The 22,094-nt window shown below is 59.3% G+C and carries 27 protein-coding genes; 2 read left to right on the top strand and 25 right to left on the bottom strand.

The window, feature by feature from the left end:
• Window positions 1-10: 10 nt before the first annotated feature.
• From ABD112_RS01840 to glmS, 9 genes are all read right to left on the bottom strand, one after another.
• Window positions 11-829: a DUF4190 domain-containing protein gene (locus ABD112_RS01840; protein ID WP_343922658.1), complete on the bottom strand. Its 819-nt coding sequence runs from the start codon at window positions 827-829 to the stop codon at window positions 11-13.
• A 76-nt stretch (window positions 830-905) separates the two neighbouring features.
• Window positions 906-1,190, bottom strand: coding sequence for a DUF4190 domain-containing protein (locus ABD112_RS01835; RefSeq protein WP_343922656.1), 285 nt, complete (start codon window positions 1,188-1,190; stop codon window positions 906-908).
• A gap of 100 nt (window positions 1,191-1,290) precedes the next feature.
• Complete coding sequence (tsaD, locus tag ABD112_RS01830) at window positions 1,291-2,322, bottom strand: tRNA (adenosine(37)-N6)-threonylcarbamoyltransferase complex transferase subunit TsaD (RefSeq protein ID WP_343922733.1); 1,032 nt, start codon at window positions 2,320-2,322, stop codon at window positions 1,291-1,293.
• Between the two features lie 128 nt (window positions 2,323-2,450).
• Complete coding sequence (gene rimI, locus ABD112_RS01825) at window positions 2,451-2,942, bottom strand: ribosomal protein S18-alanine N-acetyltransferase (RefSeq protein ID WP_343922654.1); 492 nt, start codon at window positions 2,940-2,942, stop codon at window positions 2,451-2,453.
• On the bottom strand, window positions 2,939-3,559 hold the full coding sequence (tsaB, locus tag ABD112_RS01820) for a tRNA (adenosine(37)-N6)-threonylcarbamoyltransferase complex dimerization subunit type 1 TsaB (RefSeq protein WP_343922653.1): 621 nt from the start codon (window positions 3,557-3,559) through the stop codon (window positions 2,939-2,941). Before tsaB ends, rimI begins: the two co-directional genes overlap by 4 nt.
• Complete coding sequence (tsaE, locus tag ABD112_RS01815; RefSeq protein WP_343922652.1) at window positions 3,543-4,220, bottom strand: tRNA (adenosine(37)-N6)-threonylcarbamoyltransferase complex ATPase subunit type 1 TsaE; 678 nt, start codon at window positions 4,218-4,220, stop codon at window positions 3,543-3,545. Before tsaE ends, tsaB begins: the two co-directional genes overlap by 17 nt.
• Entirely contained in the window at window positions 4,217-5,380 is a 1,164-nt protein-coding gene (gene alr, locus ABD112_RS01810; RefSeq protein ID WP_343922651.1) for an alanine racemase, read from the bottom strand. Before alr ends, tsaE begins: the two co-directional genes overlap by 4 nt.
• Window positions 5,373-5,747 carry a holo-ACP synthase gene (locus ABD112_RS01805; RefSeq protein ID WP_343922649.1) on the bottom strand — a complete coding sequence of 125 codons (375 nt, stop codon included), beginning with the start codon at window positions 5,745-5,747 and terminating at the stop codon, window positions 5,373-5,375. The genes alr and ABD112_RS01805 overlap by 8 nt, the downstream gene beginning before the upstream one ends.
• Before the next feature lie 8 nt (window positions 5,748-5,755).
• A complete protein-coding gene (gene glmS / locus ABD112_RS01800; RefSeq protein WP_343922648.1) occupies window positions 5,756-7,606 on the bottom strand; it encodes a glutamine--fructose-6-phosphate transaminase (isomerizing) in 1,851 nt (616 codons plus the stop codon).
• Between the two features lie 55 nt (window positions 7,607-7,661).
• Here glmS and coaA point away from each other — a divergent pair, with 55 nt between their 5' ends.
• Entirely contained in the window at window positions 7,662-8,609 is a 948-nt protein-coding gene (coaA, locus tag ABD112_RS01795; protein ID WP_343922647.1) for a type I pantothenate kinase, read from the top strand.
• A gap of 17 nt (window positions 8,610-8,626) precedes the next feature.
• On the opposite strand, the gene glmM is transcribed toward coaA, so the two are convergent.
• From glmM to ABD112_RS01720, 15 genes are all read right to left on the bottom strand, one after another.
• A complete protein-coding gene (gene glmM, locus ABD112_RS01790; protein WP_343922646.1) occupies window positions 8,627-9,988 on the bottom strand; it encodes a phosphoglucosamine mutase in 1,362 nt (453 codons plus the stop codon).
• Between the two features lie 26 nt (window positions 9,989-10,014).
• A complete protein-coding gene (rpsI, locus tag ABD112_RS01785) occupies window positions 10,015-10,503 on the bottom strand; it encodes a 30S ribosomal protein S9 (RefSeq protein WP_343922644.1) in 489 nt (162 codons plus the stop codon).
• 41 nt (window positions 10,504-10,544) lie between these two features.
• Window positions 10,545-10,991 carry a 50S ribosomal protein L13 gene (gene rplM, locus ABD112_RS01780; RefSeq protein WP_343922643.1) on the bottom strand — a complete coding sequence of 149 codons (447 nt, stop codon included), beginning with the start codon at window positions 10,989-10,991 and terminating at the stop codon, window positions 10,545-10,547.
• A 174-nt stretch (window positions 10,992-11,165) separates the two neighbouring features.
• Complete coding sequence (locus ABD112_RS01775) at window positions 11,166-12,113, bottom strand: tRNA pseudouridine synthase A (protein ID WP_343922642.1); 948 nt, start codon at window positions 12,111-12,113, stop codon at window positions 11,166-11,168.
• Window positions 12,114-12,186: 73 nt separating this feature from the next.
• Complete coding sequence (gene rplQ, locus ABD112_RS01770) at window positions 12,187-12,711, bottom strand: 50S ribosomal protein L17 (RefSeq protein ID WP_343922641.1); 525 nt, start codon at window positions 12,709-12,711, stop codon at window positions 12,187-12,189.
• 38 nt (window positions 12,712-12,749) lie between these two features.
• On the bottom strand, window positions 12,750-13,745 hold the full coding sequence (locus ABD112_RS01765) for a DNA-directed RNA polymerase subunit alpha (protein WP_219950252.1): 996 nt from the start codon (window positions 13,743-13,745) through the stop codon (window positions 12,750-12,752).
• Window positions 13,746-13,907: 162 nt separating this feature from the next.
• Window positions 13,908-14,306: a 30S ribosomal protein S11 gene (gene rpsK / locus ABD112_RS01760; protein ID WP_197106438.1), complete on the bottom strand. Its 399-nt coding sequence runs from the start codon at window positions 14,304-14,306 to the stop codon at window positions 13,908-13,910.
• A 51-nt stretch (window positions 14,307-14,357) separates the two neighbouring features.
• Window positions 14,358-14,732 (bottom strand): 30S ribosomal protein S13, encoded by a 375-nt coding sequence (gene rpsM / locus ABD112_RS01755; RefSeq protein ID WP_141990764.1) that lies wholly within the window; start codon window positions 14,730-14,732, stop codon window positions 14,358-14,360.
• Window positions 14,733-14,926: 194 nt separating this feature from the next.
• The gene (gene rpmJ, locus ABD112_RS01750) at window positions 14,927-15,043 is read right to left on the bottom strand and encodes a 50S ribosomal protein L36 (RefSeq protein WP_009773102.1); all 117 of its coding nucleotides are present in this window, start codon (window positions 15,041-15,043) and stop codon (window positions 14,927-14,929) included.
• Window positions 15,044-15,119: 76 nt separating this feature from the next.
• Window positions 15,120-15,341, bottom strand: a complete 222-nt coding sequence (infA, locus tag ABD112_RS01745) for a translation initiation factor IF-1 (protein ID WP_009773103.1) — start codon at window positions 15,339-15,341, stop codon at window positions 15,120-15,122.
• A 144-nt stretch (window positions 15,342-15,485) separates the two neighbouring features.
• Complete coding sequence (locus tag ABD112_RS01740) at window positions 15,486-16,619, bottom strand: mannitol-1-phosphate 5-dehydrogenase (protein ID WP_343922635.1); 1,134 nt, start codon at window positions 16,617-16,619, stop codon at window positions 15,486-15,488.
• A complete protein-coding gene (locus ABD112_RS01735; protein WP_343922633.1) occupies window positions 16,616-17,053 on the bottom strand; it encodes a PTS mannitol transporter subunit IIA in 438 nt (145 codons plus the stop codon). The genes ABD112_RS01740 and ABD112_RS01735 overlap by 4 nt, the downstream gene beginning before the upstream one ends.
• 11 nt (window positions 17,054-17,064) lie before the next feature.
• Window positions 17,065-18,588 carry a PTS mannitol transporter subunit IIBC gene (locus ABD112_RS01730; protein ID WP_343922631.1) on the bottom strand — a complete coding sequence of 508 codons (1,524 nt, stop codon included), beginning with the start codon at window positions 18,586-18,588 and terminating at the stop codon, window positions 17,065-17,067.
• Between the two features lie 57 nt (window positions 18,589-18,645).
• Window positions 18,646-18,912 (bottom strand): HPr family phosphocarrier protein, encoded by a 267-nt coding sequence (locus tag ABD112_RS01725; RefSeq protein WP_343922629.1) that lies wholly within the window; start codon window positions 18,910-18,912, stop codon window positions 18,646-18,648.
• Complete coding sequence (locus ABD112_RS01720) at window positions 18,905-19,237, bottom strand: PTS sugar transporter subunit IIB (protein WP_343922628.1); 333 nt, start codon at window positions 19,235-19,237, stop codon at window positions 18,905-18,907. The genes ABD112_RS01725 and ABD112_RS01720 overlap by 8 nt, the downstream gene beginning before the upstream one ends.
• 128 nt (window positions 19,238-19,365) lie before the next feature.
• Here ABD112_RS01720 and ABD112_RS01715 point away from each other — a divergent pair, with 128 nt between their 5' ends.
• Window positions 19,366-21,252, top strand: coding sequence for a BglG family transcription antiterminator (locus ABD112_RS01715; protein ID WP_343922627.1), 1,887 nt, complete (start codon window positions 19,366-19,368; stop codon window positions 21,250-21,252).
• A 21-nt stretch (window positions 21,253-21,273) separates the two neighbouring features.
• Here ABD112_RS01715 and ABD112_RS01710 read toward each other — a convergent pair whose 3' ends face one another.
• Complete coding sequence (locus ABD112_RS01710) at window positions 21,274-22,083, bottom strand: hypothetical protein (RefSeq protein ID WP_343922626.1); 810 nt, start codon at window positions 22,081-22,083, stop codon at window positions 21,274-21,276.
• Window positions 22,084-22,094 lie beyond the last annotated feature (11 nt).

Genomic DNA, 22,094 nt, shown 5'->3' with positions numbered 1-22,094 from the left:
GGGAAGCTAGTTAGTACCCGAAGTAGCTGTTGTCTAGCTGGCTTAAGCCGGCTGTAAACAGAAGGAAAGCGCCGATCACAAAGATCCCGGTGATCAGGCCAATTGCGACGCTGATATAGCCGGTGATGAGACCAGTGAGCCAGAACGGACGCCCGTGCGGCTGCTTCTTCTGCGCCATGTGCCCCATAACAACTGCGGCCAAACCGGGCAAGAAACCGAAGAAGACGAACGACAGCAGGATGCCCGAGATTCCGGTAACCATTGAGGCGATCGAGAGTCCCTGTGCGGGACCAGCCGGAACCGGCGTGAACGGTGCCTGGCCCGGAGTTGACGCACCCTCGTAGCCGGCGATCGGGGTGCCGCTCGGTGCGGAGTATGGGTCGTTCGATGCTGCCGGAGTTGCCTTAGTCGCAACAGGCGGCACAGGGGGCGCAGGGGGCACTGAGGTGGCCGCCGGTGCGCTGGGGGCACCAGTTACGGCGGGTGCTGTTGTCGCACTCGTCGAGCTCGAGTCGGCGGCGCTTGCTGACGCTGCGGCATAGGGCTTCGTCAGTGCAGCAGCCACTGCCGTATTGGCGTGTTCTGCAGCGCTCTTTGGCGCCACCTTTGGTGCTGCCGACTTCACGGGGGCGGCCTGTGTGGCCGTAGCCTTTGCCGGGCTGGTCTTCGCAGCAGGTGTCGACTTAGCTGCGGACTCTGCGGAGGTCGGCTTCTTGGCCGCAGGCTTCTTAGCTGACGGAGTCGCCTTCGCCTTGGGGGCGCTTGATACCGCCGGAATAGCGGGATTGGGGATCGACGAGGTTGAGTCGTCTGAGTTGTTTGTAGCCATTCGCATACTTTAGCAAGCGCAACTCAACAAAAAAGGCCCGCACGGAAGTGCGGCCCCTTTCTCTAGAGCGAAGTTCTCAATAGCCGGTGATGGACGAGCCGACCGCCAAGGAACCAATGACGAGGAATGCGACAATGATGGCCCCCAGCAAACCGAGGTAGCCGAGCACGAGACCGATTATGGCGAGCACATTGCCCTGTTCACCGGTCTTTTTGATCTGGCTGAGCGCAATGTGGCCGGTGACAATACCGATGAGGCTAAGCCACAGGATCGACGTCACGAGCGAAACGATCGAGAGTACGTTCCACTTGGCAACCGGCGCGCCCGTTGGCGTCGAGGCGTAAGGCGTGGGTTCTGACATGGCGGAGTGCTCCTTAGTAGATGAAACCGATAGCGGCGCCACCATATTCTCAGCCTGAGAGAACGCTGTCAATGCGCCCCGTCTGGCGCCCGATCCGTTTCTACGCCTGTATTTGGGTGACAGGGAGGGTGGAGTCCGCACTAAAGCTGAGCGTCGACGGTTGTTTACCGGCCATCACCAATTGGGCGCCCAGTGCGGCGATCATCGCACCGTTGTCGGTGCACAACGACAACGGCGGGATTCTCAACTGGATGCCCGCAGCATCGCACCGCTCCTGTGCGAGCTCGCGCACGCGGGCGTTTGCCACGACTCCGCCGCCCAGCAGCAATCGAGGTACGCCGCGATCAACACACGCCGCGACAGCCTTGGTCAGCAGGATGTCGACGACTGCCTCACGGAAGCTGGCCGCGACATCCGCAATCGAAAAGTCTGTTCCGGCGTCTTGCTCGCGCTCAACCCAACGCGCAACTGCAGTCTTTAGCCCGGAGAACGAGAAGTCGTAGCGGTGCCGTTCCATGTCTTTGGCCTTGCTAAGCCCTCGGGGGAATCGGATGGCCCGAGGGTCTCCCCCTGCAGCGACCCGGTCTATCTGTGGCCCGCCGGGGTAGGGCAATCCGAGCAGCCGAGCAACCTTGTCGAAAGCTTCACCCGCAGCATCGTCAATTGTTTCGCCGAGCAGTTCGACATCAGAAACCAGATCACGCACGTGCAGCAGCGAAGTATGCCCGCCAGACACGAGCAGCGCGATTGTCGGAAGATCGATCTCGGTTCCGTCATCGCGCAACACGTCGGCGCCGACGTGGCCGACAAGATGATTGACGGCATAGAGCGGCTTGTCGGTCGCGACGGCGAGCGCCTTCGCAGCGGCAACACCCACCATGAGCGCACCAGCAAGTCCTGGACCACTCGTGACCGCAATCGCATCGATCTCGTGAAGCTCTACGCCCGCATCGGCGAGCGCCTGCACGAGCGCCGGCTGCATCGCCTCAAGGTGGGCCCGTGCCGCAACCTCCGGAACCACCCCGCCATAGCGGGCGTGCTCGTCCATCGACGACGAGATGACGTTAGCGAGCAATCGGCTGCCACGAACAATGCCGATCCCTGTTTCGTCACAACTCGTTTCAATCCCCAGCACGAGAGGCGCTGTGGTGTTCTCGGGCACGCTGCGGCTCGACGGTGCTTCCCGGTTAGACGGTGCTACCTGACGCGCCCGAGCTGCCTGACGCGCCGCTCCGGCCTGGGTCTCGCCCGCGAGCTGGCTCATGCGCCCACCGCCGGAGAGAGTTTCGGTTCGGGAATGGTGAGGCGCATCACAATCGCATCCACACCATCGGGCTGGTAATAGTTCGGACGCACAGCGATGTGCTCAAAACCGAGCGATTCATAGAGGCGTTGCGCGGCCGGATTGTCATCGCGCACCTCCAAGAAGAGCTCGCCAGCCCCCCGATCGCGAGCCTCAACCATGAGCGCGTGCATCAGCGCACGCCCAATACCGTGGCGTCGAGCATCCGGTGCAACAGCAATGGTTTGGATATCGGCCTGCCCCGAACGGAACGGAGCACGCAATCCTGCATAGGCTTTCACCTGCGTTGGCTCCCCCACCGGATGCGCGACCAAGTAATAACCGTGGTTGTCGACGATCTCCGCTGCCATCATGTCGCTCGACCAAGCATCATTGGCGAACTCGCTCGACTCGATCACCATGATGGCGTCAAGATCGCTTGGGGTGGCGCGGCGCAGTTGCCAGCTCATGCGGTTACTCGTTTCGGTCCTGCGGAGAGGCTGATGTCTGGCGAGCGCAGGTAGAGGGCTTCTTCGCCCGCGAATTCGCGTCCGTTGGCTTTCAGGATGTGCGCGAGCCTGGCCAAATTCGCGGCGTGTACGATTGCGGCTTCCCGCAGCGCGTAGTGGTCGTAATTCGGCACGTGGGTGGGGAGTTCGGCGGCGGGAGACAGCGCGGGGCCAGCGTCGCGGATAGGCAGCCCCGCATCATCCATTCCCGTGTAGGTCGACCAATAGAACTCTTTGCGCCGAGCGTCGGTGGCGATCAGGGTTGGTCCGGTTTCGCCGAGGGCAATGGCGTCGTGGGTGACGACCGGATATAGCGGCAGGCCAGCACCGAAGGCGAAAGCGCGTGCGGCAACGATTCCAACGCGCAGTCCGGTGAAGGGTCCCGGGCCCATACCAGCGACAACACCGGTGAGATCGGCTACCGCCAGCCCAGCCTCAGCGAGGCACGTGTAGATGAAGTCGCCAACAACTTCGGCATGCTTGCGGGTGTCTGCAGAGTCGCACTCGGCGTGCACGACGCCAAGCGCATCAACGATGGCGACACTTGTTCCTGCCGACGTATCAATCGCTAAGAACATCGAGCCACCCCATGTCTGCCCACTTGGGGCCACAACCGGTAACCGTGACCGTGCGCGGTTCCACTGATTCTTCGGCGAAGTCGTCGGCAGCCGCGTTCTCACCGCCAGTGCCCGCCTCGCCCCGTGCACCTGTTGGTCGCACAATGTCGACGTTCAACCATGACTCGCTGACCCCGTCAAGTAACCCTGCGCCCCATTCGACCACAACAATGGATGCCTCAAAGTCGATGTCGAGATCGTCGAGCTCAACAGCGCTGCCCAAGCGATACGCGTCGACGTGCACGAGGGGCGCCAGGCTGGACCCGGGTGTCGATACCGGCGCGGATGCCGAAGCGAACGTCGATCCCGACGTCGGTGTCGGCGTCGGTGTCAGTGTCGGCGTCAGTGTCGGCGTCGGTGTCAGTGTCGGTGTCAGTGTCGGTGTCAGTGTCAGTGTCAGTGTCGGCGCTTCGAGCCTCGGATGCGTGCGCGCGAGCACAAAAGTTGGGCTCGTGACTGTGCCCCGAATGCCAAGGGTTTCGCCGATCGCTCGAGTGAGGGTGGTCTTGCCAGCACCGAGCTCGCCATTGAGTAAAACGAGGTCGCCGGCGCTGAGCTGCCCGGCGATCACAGCCCCGAGTTCAGCCATCCGCTCGGGGGAATCGATCACCAGTGTGGTCACGGTTCGTACCTGCGCACTACGCGCTGCCCGATGCGCGTCACAATCTCGTAGTTGATGGTGCCGGCCGCTGCAGCCCAGTTGTCGGCGCTCGGCACCGACATCGAGGCGGTTGCGCTGTTCGAAAAGTTCGAGGCGCCCGACGAATTCGAGAGATCCGAAGCGCTCGACGAGTCGCCGAAGAGCACTGCGCGGTCTCCGACTGCCACGGGAACATCGCCCATGTCGACCACGATCTGATCCATCGCAACCCGGCCAGCAATGCGACCGGTCACTCCGTTGATCGAAACAGGCCCGCGGTTGGAGGCCTGACGTGGAACGCCATCGCCGTAGCCCAGGGGAACGAGAGCCAGAGTCGTATCGGTCTCGCAGTGAAAGTCGAACCCGTACGAAACACCCTCACCCGCCGAAGCGCGCTTGACCGAGATGACGGGCGCGCTCAAGGTCATCGCAGGCACCAGCCCGAGAGCCGCAGCATCCACATCGTCGGAAGGGGCCAGACCATAAGTGCTGATTCCGAGCCGCACCAAATTGAACCGGGCGTCTGGATGCTTGATTGCTCCCTCTGAGGCAGCCAAGTGACGGAATTCTGGCCGCAGCCCTACCGACTCTGCCATCGCAATAGCTGCCGCAAACTGTTCGATCTGCTTGGCATCGTGCTCATCACCCGCGTTGGCAAGGTGGCTCCAGATTCCTCGCACCCGCAGACGGCCGGCCAGTTCGTGCTCAACAGCGGCCTCGAAGAACTGCTGCCAGTCGCCGAGAGCGGCTCCGTTGCGGTGCAAGCCCGTGTCGACTTTGAGGTGCACGCACGCGGTTCCGGATGCCGCGGCAACTTCCGTGAGCTGCGCGATGTTGCTGATGCCGAGCTCTACTTTCGCGCGCACCGCTTCGCTGAATGCTGCCCCCGGCTGGTGCAACCACGCCAAAAGCGGAGCGTCAATGCCTGCATTTCGCAGCGCAAACGCCTCGGTGAGGTCGGCGACGCCAAGCCAGTCTGCGCCACCAGCGAGCGCCGCCCGTGCGCTTTCGAGGGCGCCGTGTCCGTAACCGTTCGCCTTTACGACCGCCATGACCTGTGCGGGCGCGACGAGGGCTCGCAAGGTTTCAACGTTGTGGCTGATTGCGCCCGTGCTGATCGTTGCGAGGCGAAGTTCAGTCATGATGTGCCTCCGCAACAACATAGGCAATCGCAATGCCAGCATCATGGCTCATCGAGAGGTGCACCGAGGTAATTCCCCGGCGTTCAGCAATGGTTTTCGTGGAGTTGAGCAGCTCGAACGCGGGATTGCCGAGCGCGTCAGATACGACCCTCATGTCGTGCCACGTGACACCACTCGAGTCTCCCAAAGCTTTGATGAGCGCCTCTTTGGCGGCAAACCGGCCAGCGAGCGACCGCAACGGCCTGACCACACCATCCTTCAGCTGTTCGCTCTCAGAGAACAAGCGCGATGTGAGGGTCGGCGTGCGCTGCAAAGCACGTTCGAAGCGGGCGATGTCGACGACATCCACACCGATCCCCACAATCACGGTGAGGCCTATTCGACGGTGACAGACTTCGCGAGGTTGCGAGGCTGGTCGACGTCGAGTCCCTTCGCTGCCGAAAGTTCCATACCAAAAATGTGCAGCGGGATGACCGCAAGAAGCGGCTCGAAGAACGAACCAGCCAACGGAATCGGGATGACCTCATCCGCGAACGGCAGCACAGCGGCGTCGCCCTTCTCAGCGATCGCGATAACGCGAGCGCCACGGGCACGAATCTCCTGAATATTGGAGACAACCTTCTTGTGCAACGAGTTGGGGTCACGCGGGCTTGGCACAATAACGAAGACAACCTGGCCGGGCTCAATGAGCGCGATGGGGCCGTGCTTCAGCTCGCCGGCAGCAAAGCCCTCAGCGTGAATGTACGCGAGCTCCTTGAGCTTGAGCGCGCCCTCCAGAGCGATGGGGTAACCGACGTGGCGACCGAGGAAGAGCACCGACTGGGTGTCCGTCATCCAGCGCGCCAGCTGCTTGATCGACTGCGAGGCCACAAGCACCTCAGAGATCTTGTCGGGAACGGCTTGCAACTCGGCAACGTTCTCGCGAATCTCCTCATCGCTGAGCGTGCCACGCACGCCGGCAATGTGGAGACCAATCAGGTAGAGCGCGGTCACCTGAGCCACGAATGCCTTTGTGGATGCCACAGCAACCTCGGGTCCAGCGTGCGTGTACACAACAGCGTCTGACTCGCGGGGAATCGTTGCGCCGTGCGTGTTGCACACCGAGACAACTTTCGCGCCGGATTCGCTAGCGAATTTCACAGCCATCAGCGTGTCCATGGTCTCGCCGGACTGGCTGATCGAGATCACAAGCGTGCGCTCAGTGAGAATCGGGTTGCGGTAGCGGAACTCGTGCGCCAACTCAACGTCAACCGGAACGCGAGCCCACGCCTCGATGGCGTACTTGCCGAGCATCCCCGCGTAAGCCGCGGTTCCGCACGCAATAACAACAATGCGGTCGATGTTCGCAATAACGTCATCGCCGAGCGGCTCAAACTCTGAGAGCTTGACGAGGCCATCCTGAACGCGGCCAAGGATCGTGTTAGCTACAGCATCCGGCTCTTCGCTGATTTCCTTAGCCATGAAACTCGACCAACCGCCCTTGTCAGACGCAGAGGCATCCCAAGCGATATCGAATTCCTCGACCTCAACGGCATTGCCATCGAAGTCGGTGACAACCACAGAGTCAGGACGGATCGTGACGATCTGGTCCTGGCCAATAGCAACAGCTCGACGCGTGAACTCAACGAACGCGGCGACGTCTGAACCCAAGAAGTTTTCGCCATCGCCCAAGCCAATCACGAGAGGTGAGTTGCGGCGAGCGCCGACAACAACCCCGGGCTGGTCTTCGTGCACAGCGAGAAGAGTGAATGCTCCCTCGAGGCGAGCAACAACGCCACGCAACGCCTGAGTTAGGTCGCCAGTCTTTTCGTACTCGCGACCGACCAGAAGTGCTGCCACCTCGGTGTCAGTCTCGCTCGCAAACGTAGCGCCCTCAGCCAACAGTTCATTCTTCAGCTCAGAGAAGTTCTCGATGATGCCGTTGTGAATGAGAGCAAGCTTGGAGTCGCGGCTCAAGTGCGGGTGTGCGTTCACATCGGTTGGTCCACCGTGGGTGGCCCAACGGGTGTGACCGATGCCCGTGGCACCGTTGCCGAGAGGAGCCTCGGCTAGGTCATCCAGAAGCATCTGAAGCTTGCCGGCACGCTTGCGCGTTCCCAGCGTGCCGGCTTCGTCAATAATGGCGACACCGGCAGAGTCGTAACCCCGGTACTCGAGACGCTTAAGACCGCCGAGGAGAACCTCAAGGCTTTTGTTGTTACCGACGTAACCCACAATTCCACACATAGAACCGAGTTTAGATGCCCAAGCTGAGTATCTGTGCGCAGATAGGATGAACCCGATGCATGAAAACGGCTCCGCACACGGTCAAATCTCTCCCTTTCTTGAAATCGATCGGAGCGATTGGAGCGAACTCGCGCCAAAAATGGAGGTTCCGCTCACTCAAACGGAACTTGTAGAGCTCCGCGGGCTCGGCGACGAACTCGACGTCACTGAGGTCTCAGAGGTCTACCTCCCGCTGAGCCGACTACTCAATCTCTATGCGGAGAACGCTCAGAGGTTGCATGCCGCGACAACCCAATTCTTGGGAGCATCCACCACCAGCACGCCATTCGTGATCGGTGTTGCCGGATCCGTAGCCGTCGGAAAATCCACAATCGCCCGCCTGCTGCGCGAACTTCTCTCCCGCTGGGAAGGCACCCCGCGCGTTGAGCTCATCACCACCGACGGCTTCTTGCACCCCAATGCCGAGCTCGAACGCCGCGGCATCCTCGAACGAAAAGGTTTCCCCGAAAGCTACGACCGCCGCGCACTCCTGCGCTTCGTTAGCAAGATCAAGGCCGGTGAGCCCGAAGTGCGCGCCCCGTTCTACTCACACCTCGCCTACGACATCATTCCCGACGCCGGCGTAACCGTGCGCAAACCCGACGTACTCATCGTCGAAGGCCTCAACGTCTTACAGCCACCGACTCCTGGCAAAAAACTCGCAGTCAGCGACCTCTTCGACTTCACCATCTATGTGGATGCCCGCACAAGCGATATTGCGCACTGGTACGAGGAGCGCTTCCTGCGCCTCCAACGCGGTGCATTCAGCAACCCGCGCTCCTACTTTCACCGCTTCGCTGACCTCAGCGAGAGTGCGGCCCGAGCACGCGCCCAGCAGGTGTGGAAGCTCACCAACGAGCCAAACCTCATCCAGAACGTGCTGCCAACGAGGGCCCGAGCGTCACTGATCTTGCGCAAAGATGCCAATCACGCGGTATCGAAAGTGCTGCTGCGCAAGACCTAGAGGGCGTTCAAAACCGTCTAGTTGCCGAGTTGAGCACGCACAACTACAGCCAGGCGTTCGGCCATCTGTTGTGCGATCTCTTGGTGCTCTGCCTCAACCATCACGCGAACCATTGGCTCAGTGCCTGAGGCGCGAAGCAAGACTCGACCGGTATCACCCAGTTCTGCCTCCGCAGCGGCAGCCGCATCGGCGATCACCGTGTCTGAACCGAGCGAGTGGTGGTTAACGCCACGCACGTTCTCGAGCACTTGCGGATACACCGTCATCACAGAAGCCAACTCGGCAAGCGTCTTGCCCGTTCGCTCCATCTCGGCAACAAGGTGCAACCCCGTGAGGATGCCGTCGCCGGTGGTTGCGAACTTGGTCATGATCACGTGACCAGATTGTTCGCCGCCAAGCGAAAGACCGTGCTCACCGAGTGCTTCAAGCACGTAGCGGTCGCCGACCTTAGTCTCAAGCATCTCGATGTTGTGCTCGGCCATTGCTCGGCGAAGGCCGAGGTTGCTCATGACGGTCGCAACGAGAGTGCGGTTGTGAAGCACTCCACGCTCGGCCATCGATACGGCCAGAATCGCCATGATTTGATCGCCATCAACGACCTTGCCGTCTTTGTCGACCGCTAGGCAACGATCGGCATCACCGTCGTGAGCGATTCCGATGTCGGCGCCGTGCGAGAGCACTGCGGCAGCGAGATTGTCGAGATGGGTTGATCCAACGCCGTCGTTGATGTTAATGCCATCGGGATCAGCACCGATCACGGTGACTTTGGCTCCGGCATCCGTAAATACCTGTGGCGAAACTCCGGAGGCAGCGCCGTGAGCGCAGTCAAGAACCACGTGGATGCCGCCAAGTTGGTTCGGCAACGTCGACAACAGGTGCACGACGTAGCGGTCTTCAGCATCGGCGAACCGTCGGATTCGGCCTACCTCAACGCCCGTAGGAGCGAGGCTAGGCGCCGCGAGTGCTGCCTCGATGCGGTCTTCGACCTCATCGGGAAGTTTGGTGCCGCCCTGACCGAAAAACTTAATTCCGTTGTCGGGGGCGGGGTTGTGCGACGCGGAGATCATGACTCCAAGGTCGGCTTTGAAATCGGCAACGAGGAACGCCGCTGCGGGAGTAGGGATCACTCCAGCGTCGAAAACATCGACGCCAGAGCTCGCGAGCCCCGCGGATACCGCGGCTGAGATGAACTCACCGGATACCCGCGGGTCGCGTGCGACTACGGCAATGGGTCGACGGCCTGAAGCGCGCCGACCATCAGCAACTCGCCCCTGGCCCAGTACGACTGCTGCCGACTGAGCCAAGCCAAGTGCAAGCTCGACAGTAAGATCACTGTTCGCGAGTCCGCGAACGCCATCTGTACCAAAAAGACGTGCCATACGTTGCCGCTAGCGCGTGAAGCGGGTTAGCGCTTCGAGAACTGCGGAGCCTTACGCGCCTTCTTGAGTCCAGCCTTCTTACGCTCCTTGACGCGAGCGTCACGGGAAAGGAAGCCATGCTTCTTGAGGATCGCGCGGTTGTTCTCTTCGTCGATCAGGTTGAGCGAACGAGAGATGCCCAAACGCAGCGCGCCAGCCTGACCCGAAGGGCCGCCGCCGGTGATGCGCGCGACTACGTCGTAGCCACCGAGCAGGTCAAGAACCTTGAACGGGTCATTGATGAGCTGCTGGTGAAGCTTGTTGGGGAAGTACTCGGCGAGCTCACGGCCGTTGACCGTGATGGTACCTGAACCGGGAACGAGGCGAACGCGGGCGATTGCCTGCTTGCGACGTCCAACGGCTGCGCCGGGAACGGTGAGTACGGGGCGAGGCGCAGCTGGCGCCTCGGTTGCTACCGATTCAGTCGTATACGACTCGGGAGTACCCTCGGTGATTGAATCTTCGATCTTGGCCACAGTAATAAGTCCTTAAGTCTTGGCTACGTAAAGCGCGGGCGCTACTGAGCGACCTGGGTGAGGGTGTACGGAGTTGGCTGCTGAGCAGCGTGAGGGTGCTCAGTGCCTGCGTAAACCTTCAACTTGGAGAGCTGAGCGCGACCGAGTGAGTTCTTCGGGAGCATTCCACGGACTGCCTTTTCAACGGCGCGCGTGGGGTGCTTCTCCAGCATCTCGGAGTACGTGGTGGCCGTGAGCCCGCCCGGGTAACCGGAGTGACGGTAGGCCTTTTTCTTCGCGAGCTTGGAGCCGGTGAGGGCGACCTTCTCAGCGTTGATGATGATGACGAAGTCACCCATGTCCATGTGAGGAGCAAAGGTGGCCTTGTGCTTTCCACGGAGCAGAATTGCTGCGTGGCTGGCGAGACGGCCGAGAACGATGTCGGCGGCGTCGATGATGACCCATTCCCGCTTGACATCGTCGGGCTTGGGCGAATATGTACGCGTCACAATAGTGCTGCTTTCATTGATCGAGTGAGGTGTTCGTGAATCCCGCTCCGATGGTTGTTTCAGAAAGAAACAATTCAGGTGGAGGGCTCATGATCGGATGCCGCACCCTATAGTGCAGACACCAAGGGTCAACAATAGCCGAACTTCGGCCACGCAGCAAACGCTCCACTGTTGTTAGTCCATCGGAGCGCGATGGGAGCGCGTGAGTTCTGCCCGCGCCGCGAGCCCGTCATCTGCCGGGTAGCCCACCTCGACGAGCGTGAGGCCCTTGGCCGGCATGACCTTGTACTCACTCCCCTTCGAGCGTTCATCCCGAATTTCGCCAGGGCGGGAGATCTCCAGCTTGCCCTGGCCCACGAATACGCCAGCGCCTACGAGCGATCGCACCATGCTGTGGCAGAAAGCATCAGCACGAACTTCCGCAACGATAATGCCCTCTTCATTTCGTCGCCAGCTGAAATGTTCAAGCCATCTTACCGTCGACGCACCCTCACGCGGCTTGCAGTATGCCGCCCAATCGTGCAGCCCGAGAAGTTCTTTCGCCGCCACGTTCATCGCATCGATATCGAGCGTTGCGGGGTACCAGACCGTGTGGTTTCGGTACCGAGGATCGCGAGGCGACTCGTTGTCGGCAATCCGATACTCATACCGGCGCCAGAGTGGCGAAAAGCGGGCATCAAAACCGTCGGCCGCGATCTCAGACTTCGACACGTGGATGTCGGCCTCGAGCCCCGCGATGCCGTTGATCCGTCGCGCCAGAGACGCAGGCCCGTCATACCGCTTGCCACGAAGGTTTCCCCGGCGCGGGCGATCGAGGCTATGCAACTGGGCCTCGGTGAGATCTAGGTGGGCAACCTGGCCGCTAGCGTGTACACCGGCATCCGTTCTGCCAGCAACGACGAGTGTTGGGATGACGCCGAAGCGACGGAAGATCACGCTCAGCGCGTCTTCAATCGTGCCCTGAACGGTGCGGAGCACCGGCTGCTTTCCCCACCCGAAGAACTCGGTGCCGTCGTAGGAAATGTCGAGTCGCAGACGGGTCCGGTGGGGATCGGGACTCTCGCCACCATCGGGCTCAACACCCGGCTGATTCACCGGGTTGGCGGGTGCCGTCTGATCCATAATTCAATCCTATTTCACCAAGAAAACCCCGGCCCGCACAAGGCGGAACCGGGGTTATCTCAAACTACGAAAGTTACTTCTCTTCTGCAGTCTCAGCAGCAGCATCCTCAGCAGGAGCCTCAACGGCTACGTCTTCGGTTGCTACTTCTTCGGCAGGAGCTTCCTCGGCGGCGGGCTCTTCTGCAGCAGCCTTAGGCTCTGCCTTAGCGGCAGCCTTAGGCGACTTCTTCTTAGGGGTAACGGGCTCAAGAACGAGCTCCATCTGAACCATCGACGCGTTGTCACCCTTACGGAAGCCGAGCTTCGTGATGCGGGTGTAGCCGCCATCACGGTTCTCGACCTGCGGTGCAATAACCGTGAACAGTTCGTGGATGACCGTCTTGTCACCGATGATTCCGAGTGCGCGGCGACGGTTGTGCAGGTCGCCCTTCTTCGCAAACGTGATCAGGCGCTCAGCGACGGGACGAAGGCGCTTGGCCCGCATTTCCGTCGTCTTGATGCTTTTGTGAGTAAACAGGGCTGCGGCCAGGTTGGCGAGCATGTGGCGCTCGTGCGCCGGTCCACCGCCGAGACGCGGGCCCTTAGTAGGTGTAGGCATTTTCTAATTCTCCAGTGTCAAAGGTTCGAGCCAGTGGCTCAAGCGTTGGTCTCGTCGTCGGCGTATCCGCCGTAGAAGTGCGCGCTGTCGAATCCGGGAACGCTGTCTTTCAATGAAAGTCCCATCTCAACGAGCTTGTCGCGTACTTCATCAACCGACTTCTGACCGAAGTTACGGATGTTCATGAGCTGGGTCTCCGACAGAGCGACCAGTTCACTTACAGTGTTGATGCCTTCGCGCTTGAGGCAGTTGTAGCTGCGCACCGAAAGATCAAGGTCTTCGATCGGCATGCTGAGTTCGGTCGAGAGAACGGCGTCAACCGGTGCAGGACCAATCTCAATACCCTCGGCTGCCGTGTTGAGCTCGCGTGCGAGTCCGAACAGTTCGGTCAGCGTGCGACCGGCTGAGGCGATGGCATCACGAGGCGTGATTGCCGACTTGGTTTCGACATCTACAACCAGGCGGTCAAAGTCGGTACGCTCACCGGCACGAGTTGCCTCGACACGGTAGGTGACCTTGAGTACGGGCGAGTAAATCGAGTCAACCGGAATTTGGCCGGCTTCGCTGAATTCGCTGCGGTTCTGGGTTGCGGTGACGTAACCACGGCCACGCTCGATCGTCAGCTCAAGTTCAAACTTGGCCTTGTCGTTGAGCGTTGCAATGACGAGCTCGGGGTTGTGAATCTCTACACCGGCAGGTGCGGAAATGTCAGCGGCGGTGACCTCACCAGCACCCTGCTTGCGCAGGTAAGCGGTGATTGGCTCGTCATGCTCGCTGGAAACAACGAGGTTCTTGATGTTGAGGATGACCTCGGTGACGTCTTCTTTTACACCGGCGACGGTGCTGAACTCGTGGAGAACGCCGTCGATGCGGATGCTGGTTACAGCTGCTCCGGGGATCGACGAAAGAAGGGTACGACGGATTGAGTTTCCGAGGGTGTAACCGAAACCGGGCTCAAGCGGCTCGATGACGAACCGTGAACGGAATTCGGAGATGTTCTCCTCAGCAAGGGTGGGACGCTGTGCAATGAGCACTGGTGATTCCTTTCGGCGAAGTGTCCGCTATATGACACTTGTGGGCGACGGGTGGCTGGCCCGACGTGTTATTGAGTTGTGCGCTGGAGCTGTGAGCGAGGGCCGCGAATGGCCCTCGCCACGACGCCAGCACTAACAAGTTGCTGTTAGTACGGCGTAAAACTAAACGCGACGACGCTTGGGCGGACGGCAACCGTTGTGCGTCTGCGGTGTTACGTCGTTGATCGAACCCACTTCGAGGCCAGCGGCCTGCAGCGAACGAATCGCAGTTTCGCGACCCGAACCCGGTCCCTTGACGAAAACGTCTACCTTCTTGACACCGTGCTCCTGAGCCTGGCGTGCAGCCGACTCAGCAGACATCTGTGCGGCGTAAGGAGTCGACTTGCGCGAACCCTTGAAGCCGACGACACCTGACGACGACCAGGCAAGAACTGCGCCGGTGGGGTCGGTGATGGTCACGATGGTGTTGTTGAACGTTGACTTGATGTGAGCTTGGCCCACAGCAATATTCTTCTTTTCTTTACGACGCGGCTTACGAGCGGCCGATTTTGGTGCTGCCATTGTTTTCTCCTAAAACTTGGATGGCGACGACGCTGGGAGTGAACCCAGGGTCTATCGGGCCTTCTTCTTGCCGGCTACGGTGCGCTTCGGGCCCTTGCGGGTACGAGCGTTGGTCTTCGTGCGCTGTCCGTGAACGGGCAGTCCCTTGCGGTGACGGATACCCTGGTAGCTGCCGATTTCAACCTTGCGGCGAATGTCTGCTGCGACCTCACGGCGGAGGTCACCTTCTACTTGGAAGTTTCCTTCGATGTAGTCACGAAGCACGATGAGCTGGTCATCGGTCAGATCGTGAACGCGAATTTCTCCGCTGATTTGTGTGTCGGCGAGGGTTTTGAGTGCCCTCGTGCGGCCAACACCGTAAATGTAAGTCAGTGCGACCTCTACACGCTTGTCGCGTGGGATGTCGACGCCGGCTAGACGTGCCATAGTGGCTTCTCCTGTTAGTGAGTGGAGGTCTGTAGCAGCACCTGTGCACCGGCCTCCAACCGGTGGTGTCCCCGCCCTTCGCTTGCGCGAGTGATGGATCTGGTGTTGCTAGTTCTGTGTATTCAGTTGTGTGTGCTGGTGTGTGGCGATTGCTCGCCCCACCCCATACCGCTGTGCGATCTGCTCGCGGAACCTTAGCCCTGGCGTTGCTTGTGACGCGGGTTCGACTTGCAGATGACCATGACGCGTCCGTTGCGGCGAATAACGCGGCAGTGGTCGCACATGGGCTTGACGCTGGGGTTAACCTTCATGATTTTTCCTTGTGAATCGCTGTCTTCGTTCCACTAATCCCGCAAAGGAGAAGTGGACGTTACTTTCGAGCGATCTCTACTTGTATCGGTAGGTGATGCGGCCGCGAGTCAGGTCATACGGGCTCAACTCGACAACCACACGGTCTTCCGGAAGGATTCGAATGTAGTTCTGTCGCATTTTGCCGGAGATATGAGCGAGCACTACGTGGCCGTTACTCAACTCAACACGAAACATCGCGTTGGGCAGAGCTTCAACTACTGCTCCTTCAATCTCAATGACACCGTCTTTTTTGGCCATAGCCTCTTCGTCGCTATAAGTGGAGTTCGCTGGTCTGCGTGGATTGTGGTGAGTGGCTTTCGAGAAAACCTAGGCACGAAAAAATCGGCCTGAAACACCAAAGATCAAGCCTACGCTAATCCCGGGCGTTTCACCAAGCTGGGGCTAAGATTGCGCCTTCACTGTTTCGACAGCATCGGCATACAACACTTCGCCAACGCTCAAGCCCATAACCTGGCTCACGAAATCTTCGGCCGACAGCGAGGAGCGCAATTCGAGCATCCGCACGCTCTCGGGGTCTTCGGCCACATCAAATTGAAGCGCAGCGCCCACCGCGCGCAACAGGGCGCTGGGCTGGGTGCCCGATGACGCCAGCTCTACCGCCGGGCTTATGAAGCGTTCGTCGCGTGAAAGCTTGCGCAACGGGCTGCGGCCCACTCGCTCAGGAGTGTCGGGCAGATGGGGGTTGCTGAAGCGACGGATGCAGGTGCTCACGTAGGACGCGTGATCAGCGGCATCGAAGCCGTGCTTAGCGATAAGCATCGCGCTTGTCTCGGCGAGAACAGCATCAACTTCGGCCGCGACGTCAGTGATCGCCATCGCGTCAGCCAGAGTCTTTGCCCCCTGAAGCTGGCCGTGGTAGGCCAGCGTCGCGTGGCCGGTGTTCACCGTAAAGAGCTTGCGCTCAATGTAAGGCTCAAGGTCAGCGACGAAGTGCACATCCGCAATCTCGGGCACGTTGTCACCGAAAGGTCCGCTCTCGATGGCCCACTCGAAGAAGTCTTCAACCGTGACGTCGAGCCCCGCCGCGGAGTCTTGGGCAGGCACAATGCGGTCAACGGCCGTGTTGGCAAAGATCGCCTTTGCCGCCAAGGTCTCGGTATCTACCGCTATAGCGATTTCGGCTCGCAAATTGTTTGTCGCGTAGAGCGCGTTCTCACACGCCAGCACCTGCAATGGCGGGAGGTTGTCAGCGCGCGCCTTGATCGCCTTAGCGATCAACGGCGCCACAAATTTTAGGATGTTGGGGCCGACAGCGGTCGTAACCATGTCGGCGGTGGCGATCTCTTCAATCACGCCAGCTTCATTGCTCGCGCTATTAAGTGCGCGGAAGTTGTCCACGGTCCACGTGTGGGGTTGTGCTCCAACTTCGTGGACCTGGTAGTTGTCTGCGGCCGCGAGGGTGTCGATGAGTTCTGCCGCGACATCCGCGAATACGATCTCATAACCCGCCTTGTGCAGGATCAGTCCGACAAAGCCCCGACCAATGTTGCCGGCACCGAAATGTACGGCCTTCATGCGTTATTCAATTCCGCCAGCAGGGAGAGAAGTTCTTCTTCCGTTGATGCGTCGATCAGCTTCTGAACTTCATCGTTGTCGCTGAAGATTGTGGCAACCGCAGCGAGAGTGTCCATGTGGCCACCTTCTTTGCCTGCGATTCCGACAACGAAGCGAACCTCGTTGCCGTCCCATTCAATGGGATCCGCGTACCGCACGAACGAGAGCGCAGACGACAAGATCGTGTCCTTGCCCTCGTTCGTGCCGTGCGGAATGGCCAGGAAGTTACCCATGAAGGTTGACGTCAACTCTTCACGGGCCTTCATGAAGCCAAGGTACTCGGGCGTTACCGCACCGGCAGCAATGAGGATTTCTGCCGCTTCAGCGATTGCTTCCTCTTTGGTGCGAGCGGTGCCAGCCGCTTTGATCTGGTCTAGCTCGAGTACCTTACTCATGATGTCTCCTGTTACTTGCTAACCATGTCTACGACTTCATCGTATTTCGGACTGTTCATGAAGTTATCAACTGAAACATGGATTGCGCCGGGAACCTTGTGCTTAGCGCGATCCGTCAGCTGGTCCTGAGTGATGATGAGGTCTTCCGTACCATCCAGGTTTGCGATTGCCTTGTTCGTGACGTTGACACCTTCGATGCCAGCTTTCGCGAACTTGTTGCGCAGAACCGTAGCCCCCATTGCACTCGAACCCATACCGGCGTCGCAAGCGAACACAATGTTCTGGATCTTCGTTGCGGTCGCTGCACCAGCGGCACCGGCTGCGGCACCCGTGCTGAGCAGTCCGCCAACCGAGCTGTCGCGGCCCTTGTTGGCCTCGTTCTTTGCAACAGCGGCAGCAAGTGCGTCATCACCGTTAGCCATCGCCTCGAGGTCACGCTTGCGACCAGCACGGATGATGACAGCAGCAACTGCGAACGACACTGCAGCCGAGAAGACAACCGAGAGCAGTACGCCGACGATGCTTCCTGGAGGTGTCTGTGCGATAACCGCAATGATCGATCCAGGTGACGCCGGAGCGCGCAGACCGGACTGGAAGATGACGTTCGTGAGAACACCAGTAGCTCCACCAGCGATAGCGGCAACAACCAGAAGCGGCTTAGCCAATACGTAGGGGAAGTAGATCTCGTGAATACCACCAACGAAGTGGATCAGGATCGCACCGGGAGCGCTTGCGCGCAGCAGTCCAACGCCGAACACCAAGAAGGCGAGCAAGATACCAAGGCCGGGGCCAGGGTTTGCTTCGATAAGGAAGAGGATCGACTGTCCCTTTTCCAGCGACTCCGCAGTTCCCAGCGGCGTGAACACACCGTGGTTGATGGCGTTGTTGAGGAAGAGGATCTTGCCGGGCTCAACGAAAACGCTAGCCAGCGGAAGCAGTCCGTTGTCAACAAGGAAGCCGATGATGCCTTCGAGGCCGTTGCTGATCGCGGTTACGATCGGCGCGATCAGGAAGAAGGATGCAATGGCGAGCAACATGCCGACGATTCCACCGGAGAAGTTGTCGACGAGCATCTCGAAGCCGGCACGAATTTTGCCAGCCCAGAGACCATCAATCTTCTTCATCACCCAAGCAGCACCGGGTCCAACGATCATGGCACCCAAGAACATGGGGATACCGGCACCGATGATGACACCCATCGTTGCGATCGTTCCGATAACTCCTCCGCGGGTTCCGTAGACCATGCGGCCACCGGTGTTAGCAATTAAGAGTGGGAGCAGGTAGATGATCATCGGGCCAACAAGACCGGTGTTGGTTACTTCAGGATCAAGGCTCCAACCACCGAGTTGCTGAACCCAGACCGGGTCAATGCCGAGCAACGGCAACCAACCAGTCTGGATGAACAGTGCGGTGATGAAGCCCCATGCGATGAATGCCGCAATGTTCGGCATCACCATTCCGCTGACGAAGGTTCCAAATTTCTGGACTCCTACGCGCGCACCGCCAGTCGTGGCGGTCGTAGACGACGTTGTCATTTTTTTACTCCGATATCTGTGATGTTGGGATACTGCTACGGAAACGACCGAACACGACTAGTTTTCGTCGTGATCGGTACTGAGAATTTCGGTGAGCTCGGCGATAACTGCGTCAGCGCCTTCGCCGTCCGCTGAGATAGTGACTTCGTCACCGTGGCTCACACCGAGCGATATGACGCTCAGGATGCTGGCAGCGTTGACTGACTTGTCGCCTTTAGAAATAGTGACGTCAAGCCCGGATGCTGCGACCGCTTGCGTGAATAGCGAAGCCGGACGAGCGTGGAGCCCATGCGATGACGCCACCTTAAGTGTGTGTTCAGCCATGATTGCCGCTTTCTATGGTTATGTGAGGGAGAGAAGCAAGAAGGTCGAGCACAATGTCAGCGCCGGCGGCAGTGAAATTTAGGGTGGGAAGCTGCACAGCAGTTGCCCCGATCAATTCGGCCGCGTTTTTCGCCTGCTCAAAGAAGTCAGTCACATGTGCGCTCACCAACACGACATCCACTGATGTCAGCGGCACACTCAGTGCTGCGACGCTTGCCGGGATGAACGTGTGTTGGATGCCGCGCACGGCCGCTTGATTGCGAAGAGCGTGCGCCAAAAAAGTGCTTGAAGCACCTGCACCGCACACAACCAGCACTGATGACATGTTGTCGCCTCCTCGCGAGCACCACTCGAACTTTTTCCAATCTCTATCGTGGCGTGAGCGGGCATGACACTTCCAATAGAGAACATTCCGCACCGGCGGAAACGTTCATACGAGAGAATAGTTACCTGATGCTCGATAACCATGCGCGACTAATCGAACACCTCGCCCAGGCAGAGGGGTGGGTGACTGCTGCCGAGCTCGCAGACAAGCTCGGGGTCACAACTCGCAGCGTGCGCAGCTACGTCACCGCGGTAAAGTCCTCTGCGCTTCCCCTCGAAGTCATCGAATCGTCGACAGCCGGCTACCGTCTGCACCGAGAGAACTACGCAGAGTTCCTCAAGAGCGCATCGACTCGAGACACGGAGCGCCCCCGCGATCGCCAGTACCATCTCGTTCGACGGCTTGGGGATGCCCCGGAGGGCGTCGACATCCATGCCCTCGCAGAGAGCTTCTTCGTCAGCGAGTCAACGATCGAAGCGGACCTGCGCAAGATCAAGACTTCCGTCGCTGAAGAGGGGCTCACCCTCGCCAGACGCGGTGCCCTCGTGATTCTGTCGGGCACGGAACCAAATCTGCGGCGCCTCTTGAGCAAGATGTTCCGCCACGAAGACACCCAAGGGTTTCTGGAGCTAGCGAGCATCCAGCGCGAGTTTGAGACATCTGACCTGCGCGCCTTTAAAACTTCGTTGCTCGACCTCCTCGATTCGCACGGCTACTTTGTGAACGAATACGGCATCAACCACGTATTGCTCCACGTCGCAATCGCCGCAGATCGCACCTCCCCAACCAGCCCGATTCTCGCTGACTCTGCGCCGGAATTTTCCAACGAACTCGCCGCGCTCATCTCGACGCACTTTTCTGTGAACCTCGCACGCGATGAGCTCACCGAAATCGAAACTCTCCTCACTACTCGAGTTATCACCCGGGCCATCACAACCGATGAGGCCCCCGACGTGGATCTCGAGGAACTGATCACCCGCATGCGGCGAACTGTGCACCATGTGGGCGAGGAATACCTCGTTGATCTCGACGACGACGACTTCATCCTGCGGTTGTCATTGCACGTGCGCAATCTGATTGCGCGCGCGCAAGATCTTTCCTACTCGCGCAATCCGATGACACGGTCCATCAAGACGACCTATCCGATGATCTATGAACTGGCTGTCTTTATCGCCGCCGAGGTTCAACGCAGCGAGGGAATCACCGTTCACGATGACGAGATTTCGTACATCGCTCTCCATGTAGGGTCTCACCTAGAGCGTCAAAACAAACGTGAAGTTCGGCTGACTGCTGCCCTCGTCTGCCCCAATTACCACGACCTGCACGTCATACTCCGTGATCGCATCGAGGCCGTATTGGGCGAAGAGTTGCAACTCCGCATCGTCATCACACGCACCGATGTAGATCTCACTGAGCTTTCGACCGACCTGGTGCTCACCACTATCGACCTGCGCTCCTTCGCCGACAATGTAGTGCTCATTCAGCCGTTCCTCACGGAAACAGACGTCGACAGCATTCGCAAGACCATCGGCCGGGTGCGAAGGCAACGCCGTCGCCGTGCGCTCACCGACGAACTAATGCGGTTCTTTGATCCTGCGCTGTTCCTTCGAAACTTCACGGCGCCGAGCGAAGAGGCAATGATCGCCGCTCTGGGACAACGCATGATCGAAGCCGGAGTTATTGACCACAGCTACATCACCGGTGCGATCGAACGAGAACGGATGTCGTCGACCGCCTTCACAGACACCCTCGCCGTACCGCATGCGATGACGATGAACGCCCACCGCACCGCGATCAGCATCGTTATCAACGAAACACCGATGCAGTGGGGTGAGAATCGCGTGAACGTGATCGCACTCATCGCTTTTAGCGCGGCAGGAAGAACGACGTTCCAAACCGTATTCCACCAGTTCGTTACAGTGTTTTCTGATCGCGATTACGTGCAGCAGCTCGTGCGAAACGCAGTCGACTTCCCGACCTTCATCGACGAACTAGCGCGCGGAATCGAAAACTAGCAGCGCGTTCGGCGTTGGAGACTACTGTGTGACCGTGCGAGGAATGAAGGCGATTGCCGCGTACCAATCGCGAATTATCTGTTTTTGGCTAGCGTTGCAGGTGTACCCGTACCCTGTGATCTCCCAGTACTCATACGCACTAACCCAAACGGTTTGTTCAATCTCCCAGCCGTCAAGAAAGGTAAGTGCGAAGCAGTCCGCCATGATCTCGTAGTCAGGAGCATCCGCGGTCGCGCTTGCAGTGAAAGTCCCCACAGCCTTTTCGGTCGCTTCTGGGTTAGTGAACTGCAGCACGTGCGCGTACTCGTGATGGGCGAGTCCAGTGCGCAGCCACTTGTTCATATACGGTCGCTTGTCAGATTCCGCATCGTAGTGCGCCGTATAAGGGTCGTCAGACGTCACGCATCCAGCGACGTCCTGCCCGCAGAGAGTGTCAGCATCATCGAGAGCTGAATTGGCGAAGCCCATGCCAAGCGAATCGGTGACAGCCTCCATTGTCGTGCCTGTGGTATTCGTGGATGCGTTCACTTTGGCGGCAGCTAGTGCCTCGTCGAGCGCCATACTGGTTTCCTCAACACGTATTGTGTCTTCGCGCACCTCTTGCGCATCCCACCTGTCCTTCCAGGTTTGCTGCGCCCACCCCTCGTAGCGCTCGAGGTGGACCAGTCCCCCGACACGAACACCTTCGTATTCGGCCACGACCGCCATAAGGTTGTCCATCGCTAGGCCGAAAGTTTGCTTTTCATCAATGAGCTCACTCTGCTCGTTGATCTTCTGATCTCTCAGCTCGACAATGTCCAAAGCTTGCTCGAGCCGGATAGAGGAAAACACGAATAGAGTAA

Origin of the sequence: Rhodoglobus aureus (genome assembly GCF_039527955.1) — a bacterium.
Lineage (GTDB): Bacteria > Actinomycetota > Actinomycetes > Actinomycetales > Microbacteriaceae > Rhodoglobus > Rhodoglobus aureus.
The sequence above is the reverse complement of the archived record's forward strand: the minus strand, read 5'-3'. Positions and strand labels throughout refer to the sequence as shown.